Genomic DNA, 14,235 nt, shown 5'->3' with positions numbered 1-14,235 from the left:
CGCGACCTGTGTCATAACCATCAAAATGCGAAGGCGTCGTCGTCCATTTCCATCAAGGATGCAGCACCAGCCTTGATGGTTTCCGCCAAGCCAGCGGTGCGCGGCAGTATGCGCGCAAAATAGAAGTTGGCGGTGCGGATCTTGGCAGTATAGAAAGCGCTGTCTCCCCGCCCCTCATCCAGAGCCTGCTGCGCCTTCAGTGCCGCCATCGCCCACAGGTAGCCCATGACAAAGTATCCGGAGTACATCAGGTAATCCACCGAGGCGGCGCCTACCTCATCGGGATTTTCCAGCGCCAGCATACCCACATGCATGGTCAGCTCGCCCAGCTGCTGGTTAACCTTCGCCAGCGCTTCCACATGAGGAGAGCCTTCATTGGCCTTGCAGAACTTGTGCACCTCTTTGGTAAAGGGCTTCATGATTTCGCCCTGGCTCATAAGTACCTTGCGACCCAACAGGTCCAGAGCCTGCACACCGGTAGTACCCTCGTAGATCATGGCGATACGCGCATCGCGTACGTTCTGCTCCACGCCCCACTCAGCGATATAGCCGTGGCCACCGAAACACTGCATGCCAAGGTTGGCAGACTCGAAACCCGCCTCGGTCAGGAAAGCCTTGGCAATCGGTGTCAGGTAAGAGAGTTTACCATCGGCCTCCTTACTGGCGGCCTCGTCCCCATCGGCAACAATGTCCACCAGTTTGCCGCAGTAGGCGAGCAGCATACGACCACCTTCGGCGATGGCCTTCTGGGTCAGCAGCATACGGCGTACATCCGGATGCACAATGATGGGATCTGCAGGGCCATCCGGATTTTTGGCACCACTGAGAGAGCGCATCTGCAGCCGCTCCCTGGTGTAGGCCAGCGACTTCTGGAAACCCAGCTCGGCATGGGCCACGCCCTGCATGGCGGTTCCAAGACGCGCGGTATTCATAAAGGTAAACATGCAGTTGAGGCCGCGATTGGGAGGGCCAATCAGGTAACCTTTGGCACCATCAAAATTCATCACGCAGGTGGCGGAAGCCTTGATACCCATCTTGTGTTCGATGGATCCACAGCTGACCGCATTGCGCTCACCCGGAGTGCCGTCCGGGTTCACATTGAATTTGGGCACAATAAAGAGCGAGATACCCTTGGTGCCGGGAGGCGCATCCGGCAGACGGGCCAGCACAATGTGGATGATGTTGTCCGCCATGTCGTGCTCGCCGGCGGAGATAAAGATCTTGGTACCGCTGATAGCGTAAGAGCCGTCAGCATTGGGTGTTGCTTTGGTGCGCAGGATACCCAGGTCTGTGCCACAGTGAGGCTCGGTAAGGCACATGGTGCCGGTCCAGTGGCCACTGATCAATTTGGTGAGGTAGGTTTGCTTCTGCTCTTCGGTGCCATGGGCATCAATGGTATTCATCGCGCCATGGGAGAGGCCGGGATACATGGCCCAGGACCAGTTGGCAGTGCCGGACATTTCATTTACCGCCATTCCCAGCGAAGGTGGCAACCCCTGGCCACCGTACTCAACATCATGACTGATGGATGGCCAGCCCGCCTCCACGTACTGATGGTAGGCCTCCTTGAAGCCCTTGGGCGTTGTAACCTCACCATCTTGCCAGCTGCAGCCTTCGGCATCGCCGCTCTGATTGATGGGGCCCAGTACGTTTTCACAAAACTTGGCGCTCTCTTCCAGGATGGCATTGGCGATGTCGGCACCGGTATCACCGTAGCTGGGCAGGCTTTGCCAGTGCTGCTCGTAGTCCAGCAATTCAAACAGGGTGAATTGGGTATCCCGCAGTGGAGCTTTGTAATCTGTCATCCCGATAACCTCTCACAACTCAATTGGCGTGTTGTTGGTAAATGTATACGCGATTTGACGTCTGAGGCGCAAAAAATTTCCATTAAACGACGCTATCGCCCTGATGACCGGAGCAACTTTCCCCTCGCTGCGCCCTGGCAGGCGGTGCACAGAGAAGGCTCACCGATCAAACGCGCCTCAGTATAACCATTTCAAACGACCGTTTGAAATGGTTGATTCAGACTTTTTCTCACACCGCCAGGATCGCGGTCAGCGCTCTGGAGGCTTGCGCAGCAGGCGCCGCAATAATTTGAGTCCCACGATCAGTGCCGCGGAGACCAGTACCAGCCCGACAATCAACAGCAGGCATGCCAGTAAAATCGAAAGAATCTGATCGACCGGCACATTCCAGCCCCAGATGGCCAGGGCAATAAACGCCAGACTGGCAACCATGGCCACCCCGAATGCGGGACGGGACTTGCGGCGAAAACCAAATAACATACACACACCTGTAGAAACTGATACTACCCGCCGCACAAGACGACGGGGTAAAGCAAACACGATCCGGGTTAACGCAGCTGCAGGTGACGCTCAATCACCTCTGCGACCCCGTCTTCCCACACCGGGCTGGTGACCATGCTGGCAACCGCCTGCACCTCCGGGGCTGCGTTTCCCAACGCCACACCCAAACCGGCTCGCTGCAGGAAAATCATATCGGACTGGGCGTCACCGAAACTCATCACCTCATCGGCCGACACACCGTGATAGGCCAGCAACAGGTCAAACGCCTGCTGCTTGCAGGCTGCGCCACTGATAACACTGGCGAATAGCCAATCGGGTTTGGCAGCCATCTTGGCGTAGGCAAAAACCAGCTGCGGAAATTTCTGCTCCAGGGCCTGCAGGCGCAATTGCTCTTCGGCGTTGTGTGCTGCAAACAGGATTTTTATGACCGGAAACCGGCCCCGTAACGCCAGCAGGTCGGTCTCCACCGGCGTCACCCGCAGGTGCTCCGCATGCAGCATGCCAAGCTCTGTAAGCTGGTCCACGAAAAATTCATTGAGCCCGCAGACTTCAGTATAGAGACCCTGCTCGCGCCCATTCATTACCAATGCCTGCACGATGTCATCGTCGAGACTGTGCAGGGCCAGCACGTCGCCGGCGGGCTCCTGCACCAGAGCGCCGGTATAGAACAGGCCGGCGTCACGCAACTGCAGTTGGTCTATCAGGAAGTCCGCAGCAAAACGGGGGCGCCCCGAAGCCACGGCGGTGCGGATACCCGCCTGCCTCAGCGCAAGAACCGCATCCTTCACCCGCTGGCTGTAGTTACCGTCCAGTCCCAGTAAGGTGCCATCAATATCGAAAAACGCGAGCTTGTAGTGGCGTGAGAGCAGCTCATCGCTGCCTGCGGTATCGAACAACATCGGTGACAACCTGTAGGGCTTTGTTCAGGAATTCGGGTTCAGGCCTGAAATTCGGTTTGGGGATCAGGAGCCCGGGCGGAACAAAAAGACTAGAGCCGCAAGCGACCCTCGTGGCTCCATTCACAGCGGATCTGCATATCCCCGGACCCCGGCTCATGCCAGTTGCCGGAGGATTCCCAGGTGAAAGTGTGGGTTCCGGAAAGCTCTGTTTCCAAATGCACAGTGGCAGAAACCCAGTACATGCGACTTAACAGACGCTCAAACTGTTCAATCCACTGTTCCCACTCATACTCAACCGCCTGGTAGGAGGCACCGAAGTGCATAACTTCGGTCTGGTAGTTGGACTGATCCACTTCAATACGGGGGATGGCGAACATCTCCTGACTGAGAAACGGCCATTCGTCGGCATGAGGCAGGCTCAGCATCGCTTCACGGTTGGCGCGACGGCGCACCGCATCGCCCTCCCTGAAAGCAACATCCTTGATACAGCCGTACACGATTGATTCCTGATCCATAGAGCTACTCAATCAGCGGAGGCCCTGCCTCCTTACTCAAAAAAACCACCAGCCGCCCTGCAGGCGCTCTTCGCATTTGACCAGCTGTCGCTGATAGATTGCCGCCCGGGAAGAGACCTTTTTGGCCACCGATTGCAGCCAGGGCTTTTTACGATACGTCCCGCGGTTATACCCCCCGTGTCCTTCGTGGTACGCCAGGTAGAGCCGGTAGGGATCGTTCTTGGATATCTTACTGCGTTTGTTACTGACATGGCTGTACCAGCCCACAAAATCCACAGCATCGGCAAAATCGTCGCGGTCGGCGCCCCAGCTCCCGGCCTGATCCTTATACCAGTCCCAGGTCTCGTCCTTGGCCTGGGCAAAACCGTAAGCACTGCTCTTGCGTGGCCCCGGGAAGATCCACAGGATTTTGGTGCGGGGTGGCTTGGCCTTGGGTTGAAAACGGGATTCCTGGTAGATGATCGCCATCATAACCGGAATGGAAACTCCCCACCTGTCACTGGCCTCTTTCGCATCGTCGTACCAGCCGCTCTTTTCATCAAAGATATCGCAGATGTTATCGATCTGGCGGGGCGGGCTGGTGACACAACCACTCACCAACACCCCGAACACAACGACCAACAGCCACTGAACCCTCACTGCAGACGATCCCCCATGCACTTAATCCTCACATTCCTAGCCCTCAAAGACGCCCTGCTCTTTCAGCAGCGTCACGAGCTGCTCTTCGTCCATGGTTTCAATCCCCAACTCCCGGGCCTTGACGTACTTGGCGTTATTCTCGGCACCGCCCCCCACCACCACACAGTGGGTTTTGGCCGACACAGAACCCGCCACCTTGGCACCCAGATCCTGTAGCAGCTTCTTCGCCAGGTCGCGCTTGATCAGCTCGAAGGAGCCGGTCACCACATAGGTTTTACCCGCCAACGGCTCATGGCGTGCGGCCACTTCCAGGTCCGACCAGTGCACCCCGCACTCCTGCAATGCCACAATCGCCTCGCGAGTGTGTTCCTGCTGAAAAAACTCAGCGACAAAGTGAGCCACTACCGGACCTACATCAGGCACCTGCTGCAGCTGCTCTTCATCGGCTGCCATCAATGCCGGCAGGTTGCCGAAGTGACGCGCCAGCGCCCGGGCCGTAGCTTCGCCCACCTCACGAATACCCAGCGCGAAAAGAAAGCGTTCCAGCGTTGTGGACTTGCTTTTGTCAAGCGCCGCCACCAGGTTCTGTGCCGACTTTTCGCCCATACGCTCCAGTCCGGCGACCTGTGCCGCCTGCAGGCGATAGAGATCAGCCACCGAATGCACCAGCCCCTGATCCACCATTTGCTCCACCAGCTTGTCACCGAGGCCGTCGATATCCATCGCCTTGCGGGAGGCGAAGTGTTTGATCGCCTCCTTGCGCTGCGCCTCGCAGATCAGGCCACCAGTACAACGTGCAACCGCCTCGCCCGGCACTGACTCCACCGGCGAACCACAAACCGGGCAGGCATCGGGAAAGGTAATCGACGATGCGTCCGCCGGGCGTTTTGATTTCACTACCGATACCACCTGTGGAATCACATCCCCCGCACGGCGCACGACAACCGTGTCACCAACCATTACACCGAGGCGCTGTATCTCATCGCGGTTGTGCAAGGTGGCGTTGGAGACCGTTACCCCACCCACAAACACAGGCTCCAGCCGGGCCACAGGCGTTACAGCGCCGGTGCGGCCCACCTGGAACTCGACACTGAGCAGCCGGGTCATCTCTTCCTGCGCCGGGAATTTGTAGGCCACTGCCCAGCGCGGCGCACGCGATACAAAACCGAGCTTCTGCTGCAGGGAGAGATCATTAACCTTGAAGACGATGCCATCGATATCGTAGGGGAGCCGATCGCGTTTCTCGCCCAACTTGCGGTAGTAATCCATACAGGCGGAGATGTTCTCCGCCACCGCCATTTCCGGATTAATCTTCAGGCCCCAGCGATTGAGCGCGTAAAGCACATCGGTATGACGGGACGGCATTTCACCGCCTTCTACCAGTCCGACACTGTACGCACACATCTCCAGCGGGCGAGTGGCAGTAATGCGGGAGTCCAGCTGCCGCAGACTGCCGGCAGCTGCATTGCGGGGATTTACAAAAGGCTTGTCACCGCGCTCCCGCGCCGCCTGGTTCAGGCGCTCAAAGCCGGCCTTCGGCATATAGATTTCGCCGCGCACCTCCAGCACTGGCGGATAGTCGTCGCCAATCAAGCGCAGGGGAATCGACGGAATGGTGCGCACATTCTGGGTGATGTCTTCGCCGGTGGCGCCATCGCCGCGAGTCGCGCCCCGCTCCAGCACTCCATTGCGATAAAGAATACTGACTGCAATACCGTCCAGCTTGGGCTCTGCCGCATAGCTAATCTCCGCGTCGGTTTTCAGGCGGTCACGGATACGGCGATCAAAATCAAGCAGATCCTGATCGGCGAAGGCGTTATCGAGGGAGAGCATGGGAATTTCATGCACCACCTGATCAAACACACTCAGGGGGGCCTCCCCCACTCGCTGGGTCGGGGAATCTGCTGTAATCAATTGCGGGTAGCTGCGCTCGAGCTCCTGCAACTGCTGCAGCAGGCGGTCGTATTCCGCATCGGGAATGGTGGGATCGTCGAGGACGTAATAACGGTAGTTGTGGTAATTGAGCTGCTGCTTCAGCGACTCGATTTTTTCCTGCGCTTCCAGGGTGTTTGGCATCTGCTGTGAATCCGGTTTACTGCTGCTGGCGCGCACTGCGGGATGGCAAAGTCACAGTGCGCCACTCTGCCACGTGGCTGACAGGGTCAGCCCCGGGACAATTGCTTTCTTTCAAAATCGCGAATGCGCTGGCGGCAGTGTTCAATGGTCTGCATGGTCATCACACTGCGCTGCTCGTCTTTCAGTTCGCCACCCAGGTTGCTGGCGATGGCTTTGGCGGTATCCACCATCAGGTTAAAGGCATCCATACTGCTGGATTGCATGGGCAGGGTCATAAACAGGCTGACCCCGGGTGTTTCAAACTCATCCATGGCCGCGAGATCAAACGTGCCGGGCACCACCATGTTGACCATACTGAACAGCAGCGAGCCCTCACCGTCTTCATGCTCGTGACGATGGAATATCTGCATATCACCAAAGCGCATACCACTGCGCAAAACCACTTCCAGAAGGTCCTGGCCCTGAAAACGCTCATCGCCCACTGACATCACATTGATGATAATCACCTCTTCGGCATCACTCTCGGCGGTGGGCTCCTCCGGCTCCGGATATTCCTCCGGCCGCGCAGCTTCACGCACCACCCGGGGTGAACCCAGCTCATCGTCCAGGCTGTCGACGTTGCCCAGCGCAGGCTCGAACTCCTCCTGCTCCCGCAGCTCGGCTTCAGCGATGGCCTGATCTACCGGATCCATCAGCATCGGCACTTCCTCGTCCAGGTTAAGGGACACCTGTTCCGGAATGCGTGATTTACCCAGGGTTACCCGGGATTTAACGAAGTTTTCTTTCAAGTCCTCGGAGAACTGACGGGCATCACTGGCATCGCGCTGACGCACCACCCGCGCGCCGCCATTGGGCAGCTCGCTGCCAAAGCCATCCGGCTCCGGGCGATCATCCATACGCTTGACGTTACGTGACATTTTCAGGGAATGGCGACGCGTGTGACGCATCCGCCGCCAACCATCCAACAACACCGCAACGATCAACAGTACGATAATTACGGTTAACCACTCTCGCATTGCGAACTCCATTTTCAGTGCCGCTCCTGCCTCTCGCTATAGCGGGCCCGGAGACTACACGGGATATTATTTCACAGCTGTGCCGTCCGCTGACGACACCTTGATAATGTATGTGCGCTTAACTGGCCGCCAACTCTGCCGCCTCGTCCACATCCACAGTTACCAGGCGGGATACGCCCGGCTCATGCATGGTCACACCCAGGAGTTGATGCGCCATCTCCATGGCGATCTTGTTGTGGGTGATGTAAATAAACTGCACGTGCGCGCTCATTTCCTGCACCATACGCGCGTAGCGACCCACGTTGGCATCATCTAGCGGTGCATCCACCTCGTCCAGCATACAGAAAGGTGCCGGGTTGAGACGGAAGATGGAAAACACCAGGGCGATGGCGGTCAGCGCCTTTTCACCACCGGAAAGCAGGTGAATGGTGCTGTTACGCTTGCCTGGCGGCCGTGCCATGATCGCCACACCGGTGTCCAGCAGATCCTCACCGGTCAACTCCAGGTAGGCATGGCCACCACCGAAGACTTTCGGGAACAGCTCCTGCAGGCCGCTGTTGACCTGATCAAAGGTCTCCTTGAAGCGGGTACGGGTCTCACGATCAATCCTGCGGATGGCGTTTTCCAGGGTTTCCAGCGCGTCTTCCAGTTCTGAGTTCTGCGCGTCCAGATAGTTCTTGCGCTCAGACTCCAGTTTGTATTCGTCGATGGCTGCCAGGTTGATGGGCCCCAGCCGCGCAATACGCCCAGCCAGCTGTTCCAGCTCACTTTCCATGGCACGCTGGTCGGCATCCACGGCCAGCTCTTCGAGCAACTGCTCAAGGCGGAAATTTTCCTCCTCCAGCTGTTCCTGCAGGGTGGAACGCTGCACTTCCAGGGTCTGGGCTTCCAGGCGCGCCTGTTCCAGCTTCGCTCGCACCGCCTGCAGCTCCTGCTCGGAACGGTTGCGGGACTGCTCCGCCTGACGCAGGTCGTGCTCAACCTGTTCCACCGCCTTACGTGCCGCCGTCAACTCCTGCTCCACCGACAGGCGCTTCTCCAGCAGGGCTTCCAGCTCCAGTTGATTCTCTTCACCCGGGTTGCGCACCTCTTCCAGCTGGTCGCGCAGCATGTCGCGGCGTTCCTGCAGACGCTGGGTCTGGTCGCGCAGGCGGCCGAGGCCGGCCTTGACCGCATCCACCTGGGTTTTCAAGGCCTGGTGGCGCATGGCCAGCTGGTGGCCGCGATCCTTGTCGTGACGCGCCTTCTGGCGCGCATCGTCGAGACGCGCGCGAATGTCATCGCGACGGCTGAGCAGCGCCTCACGCTGGTCCGTATCCCGCTCCATGGCTTCAATGGCTTCCTGCAGGATCATACGCGCTTCCGCCAGGCTTTCGCCCTCCTGCTCCATCTGTTCGCGGGCTTCGCGAATCTCGGTGGTGACCCGGTCGCGACGCACGGCAATCTGCTCTACCCGAACCTGGCGGGCACTGAGTTGTGAACGCACCTCACTGTACTTGCGCGCCTGGGCATCGGCATCGCGACGCAACTGCTCGCGCTGCTGTTCCAGATCCTTGATGCGCTGACGCCCCTCCTCCAGCTTCTGGCTCAGGGACTCGGATTGCTGCTCCGCCTCTTCCAGCTTTGCAGTCAGCTCTTCCAGCTCCTGCTTGCGGGCAAGCACACCGGAAGTGGCATCGGTATCGCGGGCCACCCGCAGCCAGTTAGCACCGAGCCAGAGACCGTCTTTGGTAACCACGGACTCATGGGGTTGCAACTGGCCGCGCAGCGCCAGTGCCGCAGCCAGATCTTCCAGTGCGTACACGGAACCCAACTGGGAGGCCAGGTTCAGATCCGCGCTGACCATATCCAGCAGGCGCGGCGCCAGGCTGCCATCGATATTCTGCGTGGGGGCGCTGCTGTCCAGCAGTACCAATTCACCCTGGGTGAGCTGGCCAACCACACCGGCAATCGTATCGAAGCCGTCGACACAGACTGCCTGCAGGGAATTGCCAAGCACGGTTTCCACCGCTTTGTCCCAGCCATCGCGAACCTCAATGCCTTCAGCCAGACGAGGGTTATTGCCCAGGTTCTGATTCTGCAGCCACTCGCTGACGGCACTGTCCTTTTCACCCAGTGCGGCCTGCTGCAGCGCTTCCAGTGACGCGTGACGGCCACGCATGGACTGCAACCCGGTACGTACCGTATCCAGCTCGTCACTGTACTGATTATTGGCATCGCGCAAGGAATTGATTTCGTCGGTTACCGACTCCACCTGATTGCGTTTGGTATCCGCATCGAGATCCAGCTCCGCCAGCTGCTCGGTGAGCTGGCCGATCTCCTCTTCCGATTCGTCCGGAACCAGGTTTTTCTTCTCTTCGTCCAGTTTACGGACGCGCTCCAGCAGGCGCGACTGCACCAGCTCCAGGTGCTGGATGCGGGACTGCTGCACCTCGGCACGCTGGCGCGGCTCGGAGGCGGTCTGATTGAAACTGTCCCACTGCTGCTGCCACGCCTGCATGGCCTCCTCGGCGTCCTGCAGCTCATCGCCGGAGTCATCCTCCGCCGCCTTGATCATCTCCAGCTCAGGCTCGAGCTCCATCAGCTCCTCTTCCCAGGCCTCGGCTTTTTGCTTGTCCGTGACCAGGTGCTCCTGGGCCTCCTTGCAGTCGCGATCGGTCTGCTCCAGGTCCACCTGCAACTGGCGGGCACGCTCCTGGGAGTGCTGGATAGTCTGCTCAATACGGGCGATATCCGCACCGATGGAGTAGAAACGCCCCTGTACTTCGCTCATCTTGTCGCCAAGATCGGTGTACTGGGTGCGGTATTTTTCGATGGATGTGTCGTTGGCCACCTGGTCAGTGACGAACTGTTCGACTTTCAGCTCCAGCTCGGAAATAACCTGCTTCTTGAGTCCGGCCTCTTCCGCCAGGATGCGGTAGCGCAGGGTCTGCAACTGGGCCTTGAGCAGGCGCTCCTCTTTCTTGTATTCGGTGTATTTCTCGGCGGACTGGGCCTGCCGCTGCAGACGCTGCAGCTGGCGATCAAGCTCTTCGCGCAGGTCGGTCAGGCGCTCCAGGTTTTCCTTGGTACGACGCATGCGGTTTTCGGTATCACGACGGCGCTCCTTGTACTTGGAGATCCCCGCTGCTTCCTCGATAAACACCCGCAGCTCATCGGGCTTGGCCTCGATCAGCTTGGAGATCATGCCCTGTTCGATAATGGCGTAACTGCGGGGACCGAGACCGGTACCCAGGAAGATGTCGGTAATATCCCGGCGACGGCACTTGGTACCGTTGAGGTAGTAGTTGTTCTGCCCGTCGCGGGTCACCTTGCGCTTGATGGAGATTTCAGAGAAGCGGGCGTACTCACCCACCAGAGTGGTATCGGTGTTATCAAACACCAGCTCAATAGAGGCCTGCCCCACTGGCTTACGGCCGCCGGAGCCGTTGAAGATAACGTCCGTCATCGACTCACCGCGCAGGTTTTTGGCGGAGGACTCCCCCATTACCCAACGCACCGCATCAATGGTGTTGGACTTGCCACAGCCGTTGGGCCCGACAATGGCGCACAAGTTACTGGGGAAGTTGACCGTGGTCGGATCAACGAACGACTTGAATCCCGCCAGTTTGATGCACTTTAGCCGCATATCGATGCTTCACTCAGAAAGTTTTGAATTCTTATAGTCTGCCTTGCAGACCGGGACTCCCCCATCGGGAGACGGCCGCAGCAGCCGCGCCCGCCACGGCACCAAGGCCCTGAAACAGGCGAAAAAGGGAATTCTACACAAGTGGCGGAACTATGACAGCCCATAGTCCCGACCCGGGAAGGATGGCCCGCCAGGGGCCCGGCGAGCGAGGCAAACCTCGCTCAATCAGGGTATTTTCTGATCAATTTTCAAGGTCAGGGGACTGCTCACGTCACCCAGGACTACCGGGCCCATGCTCCCCTCCCAATCCCCGCTCGCGGGAACCGGCTGGCCACTGAAAGAGACCCGCGCCAGCAACTCCAGCTGGGGCACCGAGGTGATATCCATACCCGGGGCCATGGCCATGCTCTTGTCCAGCGTTACCGTGGCCGGCAGATCCGAGACCTGCAGCCGCTGGATCGCCAGCGGCATGCGCGGCCCCTGCCAGGCACGGGCGTAGACAAAGACGGTGGTTTCCGGTGCAACGGTGACCCCCTCTGCCAGGGACACCTGCAGGGTGATCGCTGTTACCGCGTCCACAGCCACCGGCATCTGCTCCCCCATCAGCTCCTGTGCACGGGCAATACCCTTGCGCAGATCCGCTGCAGAGGGACTGCGGGGATCCATCTGGGCCACAGCCTGCTGCCAATACTGGCTGGCCCGAGCGTAGTCCTGCTTGGCGAAGGCCGCGATACCCATCAATCCCAGGCTGGTCGACTCCTGCGGATCCTGCTGCAGCGCTCGCTGTGCCAGCAGCTCTACCTCCGGCGTCATGCGGCTGCCGGAGGCCAGGAACACCGCCTGTGCCAGTTCACCAATAATACTGGCCGGCACATCACCGGCCTGCACCAGCGCCAGGAACTCTCCCACCGCCTTCACATACTCGCCTTGCTGCATATAAGTGCGAGCCAGCAGGTAGCGATTGCCCTCGTTATCCGGCTGCACCTGCAGGCGGGCGCCCAGCTGCTGCACCAGCTGATCCAGCAGTTGGTCGGCCTGCTCATTATTGCCAGCCGTTCGCTGGGCAAAGTAGTCTTCACGCAAGTCCAGGATCTGCACATCAGCAATGGAGCCGCGATAGAGATACAACAGCACCGCCAGCAGGGGCAGCAGTACCGCTGCCAGCACCAGCGACCAGCGCGCCTTGCCACCACGGGCCGACACCGCAGGCCCGGCATCCTCCAGCAGGGACAGCTCCAGTTCCCGCCGCAGCTGCTCAAACTGCGCCTGCTCCAGATCCCCATTGGCCAGCTGGGTCTCCAGCTCCTGCAGGTGCTCGTTAAACAGGTCCAGCACCAGCTCCTCGCGCTCGCCCTCGTCCGCAGCCACCACACTGGCGGCCTCACGCCGACGCAGCGGCCAAAGCACAAACAACGCCGCCAGCAGCGCCAGGAGCAGGGTCCAGATCCAGAATGAAGCCATGAGTGTCTCGCTTGGGATTTTTAATACAGTAGGAGGAGATGAAATAACGGAGAGCCGTTCAGAGATCGTCCCCGGCGCCACCGGACGGGGATTCACGACGGCGCTGCTCAGCCTTTTCCAACAAGCCCCGCAGTCGGGTTTGCTCATCTGAGCTCAGCACATCGGCGGCCATCTTCTGTCGCGCCCGGCTGCGTAACGTCAGCCCCACCACCCCGACACCCAACAGCAGCAGCGTGGCAGGTAAGGCCCACAACAACACCGTACTGGATTTCACTGGCGGGCGATAAAGAACATAGTCACCGTAACGGGCCACCATAAAATCAATAATCTCCTTATCGCTCTTGCCATCTTCCAGCAACAGGTAGAGTTCCCGGCGCAGGTCCGCGGCGATCGGGGAATCGGACCCAGCCAGATTCTGGTTCTGGCACTTGGGGCAGCGCATCTCTTCAATAAAGGAGAGATAGCGCTGGCGGGTGACTTCATCGTCAAATTCGTAGTTGTCGATGACGGCTGCCGCGGGCAGCGACCACAGCGTCAACAGTAGTAACAGGCCGCTACCGACCAGATTCACGGAACGGCCGACCTTGCGGCAGGAGCTTGCAGTACTACTAACAACGGTCACAGTCTTTCCCCTGATTGGAAGCGCGGCCGATTATAGCAACCTGCACCCACCCCCTCCAGGCAACTTTACCTTCCGTTAACGCCAGGCTTTTGAAATCTTTAAACAAAATCGTTGACGGCAAAAAAAATATCATTACTATACGCACCCACTGACAGCGCGGGTGAATAGCTCAGCTGGGAGAGCATCGCCCTTACAAGGCGAGGGTCGGGGGTTCGATCCCCTCTTCACCCACCAATTCCCTTTTGCGTGACTTCGGGATTTGGCACCACGCTTCAGTAATCGCGGACCGGTAGTTCAGTTGGTTAGAATACCGGCCTGTCACGCCGGGGGTCGCGGGTTCGAGTCCCGTCCGGTCCGCCAACATTCAAAAAGGTTGCCCTAACAGGCAACCTTTTTTTGTGCCCGAAAGAAGCTGCTGAGACCGGACGGGCGAGATCCCGCGTTCGGGTTCGACTAACTTTTCCCCGGGAAAAGTTTGGACGCGAGCCCTGCGAGCGCCCCGCAGGGGTGAAAACAGCCCCAAGGCTGTTTGAACCTTTCCCGTCCGGTCCGCCAACATTGAAAAAGGTTGCCCTAACAGACAACCTTTTTTTGTGCCCGAAAGAAGCTGCTGAGACCGGACGGGCGAGATCCCGCGCTTCGGGCTCAACTAACTTTTCCCCGACAAGATCGTGTCCACGGAAGAAGCCCGACCACACGCCCCTCCAGCATTACCGGCCTGGCGAATCCCATCCCACTCCTATTGGCCTAATCCCGCAATACGGTCCATAGTTACAGCGAGCAATCCCGACACCCCTGCAGACCACCATCGGATATAAAGAGGCACGCCATGAGCACACCGGTCAGAGCGTCTGATACCCCTTTTCCCATAGATGTTGAAGCTGGTAAATCCTACTTCTGGTGCGCCTGCGGCCGCAGCCAGAAACAACCCTTCTGCGACGGCTCCCACAAAGGCACCGACTTCACCCCGGTAAAGTACGACGCCAGCGACAGCAAGAAGCTGTTTTTCTGTGGCTGCAAACAAACCGGCAATCCGCCACTTTGCGACGGCTCCCACAACCGCAAATAGGGCC

11 protein-coding genes and 2 tRNA genes are annotated in these 14,235 nt (G+C 59.0%); 3 read left to right on the top strand and 10 right to left on the bottom strand.

The genetic code is table 11. The features are described from left to right. Positions 1-20 precede the first annotated feature (20 nt). From GSF27_RS01945 to GSF27_RS01900, 10 genes are all read right to left on the bottom strand, one after another. The gene (locus GSF27_RS01945; protein ID WP_160965164.1) at positions 21-1,805 is read right to left on the bottom strand and encodes an acyl-CoA dehydrogenase C-terminal domain-containing protein; all 1,785 of its coding nucleotides are present in this window, start codon (positions 1,803-1,805) and stop codon (positions 21-23) included. Positions 1,806-2,054: 249 nt separating this feature from the next. Further along, positions 2,055-2,285 (bottom strand): hypothetical protein, encoded by a 231-nt coding sequence (locus GSF27_RS01940; RefSeq protein ID WP_160965162.1) that lies wholly within the window; start codon positions 2,283-2,285, stop codon positions 2,055-2,057. Positions 2,286-2,353: 68 nt separating this feature from the next. After that, positions 2,354-3,205, bottom strand: coding sequence for an HAD hydrolase family protein (locus GSF27_RS01935; protein WP_160965160.1), 852 nt, complete (start codon positions 3,203-3,205; stop codon positions 2,354-2,356). Between the two features lie 89 nt (positions 3,206-3,294). After that, the gene (locus GSF27_RS01930) at positions 3,295-3,720 is read right to left on the bottom strand and encodes a hypothetical protein (protein ID WP_160965158.1); all 426 of its coding nucleotides are present in this window, start codon (positions 3,718-3,720) and stop codon (positions 3,295-3,297) included. Positions 3,721-3,756: 36 nt separating this feature from the next. After that, positions 3,757-4,359, bottom strand: coding sequence for a transglycosylase SLT domain-containing protein (locus tag GSF27_RS01925; RefSeq protein WP_370462545.1), 603 nt, complete (start codon positions 4,357-4,359; stop codon positions 3,757-3,759). Between the two features lie 36 nt (positions 4,360-4,395). Beyond that, positions 4,396-6,435 carry an NAD-dependent DNA ligase LigA gene (gene ligA, locus GSF27_RS01920; RefSeq protein ID WP_160965156.1) on the bottom strand — a complete coding sequence of 680 codons (2,040 nt, stop codon included), beginning with the start codon at positions 6,433-6,435 and terminating at the stop codon, positions 4,396-4,398. A gap of 86 nt (positions 6,436-6,521) precedes the next feature. Further along, positions 6,522-7,451, bottom strand: a complete 930-nt coding sequence (zipA, locus tag GSF27_RS01915) for a cell division protein ZipA (protein ID WP_160965154.1) — start codon at positions 7,449-7,451, stop codon at positions 6,522-6,524. 118 nt (positions 7,452-7,569) lie between these two features. Then, complete coding sequence (gene smc / locus GSF27_RS01910) at positions 7,570-11,079, bottom strand: chromosome segregation protein SMC (protein WP_160965152.1); 3,510 nt, start codon at positions 11,077-11,079, stop codon at positions 7,570-7,572. Between the two features lie 225 nt (positions 11,080-11,304). Beyond that, a complete protein-coding gene (gene ccmI, locus GSF27_RS01905) occupies positions 11,305-12,540 on the bottom strand; it encodes a c-type cytochrome biogenesis protein CcmI (protein ID WP_160965150.1) in 1,236 nt (411 codons plus the stop codon). A gap of 58 nt (positions 12,541-12,598) precedes the next feature. Further along, positions 12,599-13,111, bottom strand: a complete 513-nt coding sequence (locus GSF27_RS01900; protein WP_160965148.1) for a cytochrome c-type biogenesis protein — start codon at positions 13,109-13,111, stop codon at positions 12,599-12,601. A gap of 209 nt (positions 13,112-13,320) precedes the next feature. Here GSF27_RS01900 and GSF27_RS01895 point away from each other — a divergent pair. The 3 genes from GSF27_RS01895 (at position 13,321) to GSF27_RS01885 (ending at position 14,231) form a co-directional block, all read left to right on the top strand. Further along, positions 13,321-13,396, top strand: a tRNA-Val gene (locus tag GSF27_RS01895). A gap of 49 nt (positions 13,397-13,445) precedes the next feature. Then, a tRNA-Asp gene (locus tag GSF27_RS01890) sits at positions 13,446-13,522 on the top strand. Positions 13,523-13,991: 469 nt separating this feature from the next. Beyond that, the gene (locus GSF27_RS01885; RefSeq protein ID WP_160965146.1) at positions 13,992-14,231 is read left to right on the top strand and encodes a CDGSH iron-sulfur domain-containing protein; all 240 of its coding nucleotides are present in this window, start codon (positions 13,992-13,994) and stop codon (positions 14,229-14,231) included. Positions 14,232-14,235: the final 4 nt, after the last annotated feature.

Origin of the sequence: Pseudomaricurvus sp. HS19, from assembly GCF_009857815.1 — a bacterium.
Taxonomy (GTDB): Bacteria; Pseudomonadota; Gammaproteobacteria; order Pseudomonadales; family Cellvibrionaceae; genus Pseudomaricurvus.
This window is presented reverse-complemented; position numbering and strand designations above follow the sequence as displayed.

What these genes read in the sequence shown, in the direction of transcription:
- GSF27_RS01945 (WP_160965164.1), bottom strand. Translation starts at nt 1,805, where the DNA reads ATGACAGATTACAAAGCTCCACTGCGGGATACCCAATTCACCCTGTTT.
- GSF27_RS01940 (WP_160965162.1), bottom strand. Translation starts at nt 2,285, where the DNA reads ATGTTATTTGGTTTTCGCCGCAAGTCCCGTCCCGCATTCGGGGTGGCC.
- GSF27_RS01935 (WP_160965160.1), bottom strand. Translation starts at nt 3,205, where the DNA reads ATGTTGTTCGATACCGCAGGCAGCGATGAGCTGCTCTCACGCCACTAC.
- GSF27_RS01930 (WP_160965158.1), bottom strand. Translation starts at nt 3,720, where the DNA reads ATGGATCAGGAATCAATCGTGTACGGCTGTATCAAGGATGTTGCTTTC.
- ligA (WP_160965156.1), bottom strand. Translation starts at nt 6,435, where the DNA reads ATGCCAAACACCCTGGAAGCGCAGGAAAAAATCGAGTCGCTGAAGCAG.
- zipA (WP_160965154.1), bottom strand. Translation starts at nt 7,451, where the DNA reads ATGCGAGAGTGGTTAACCGTAATTATCGTACTGTTGATCGTTGCGGTG.
- smc (WP_160965152.1), bottom strand. Translation starts at nt 11,079, where the DNA reads ATGCGGCTAAAGTGCATCAAACTGGCGGGATTCAAGTCGTTCGTTGAT.
- ccmI (WP_160965150.1), bottom strand. Translation starts at nt 12,540, where the DNA reads ATGGCTTCATTCTGGATCTGGACCCTGCTCCTGGCGCTGCTGGCGGCG.
- GSF27_RS01885 (WP_160965146.1), top strand. Translation starts at nt 13,992, where the DNA reads ATGAGCACACCGGTCAGAGCGTCTGATACCCCTTTTCCCATAGATGTT.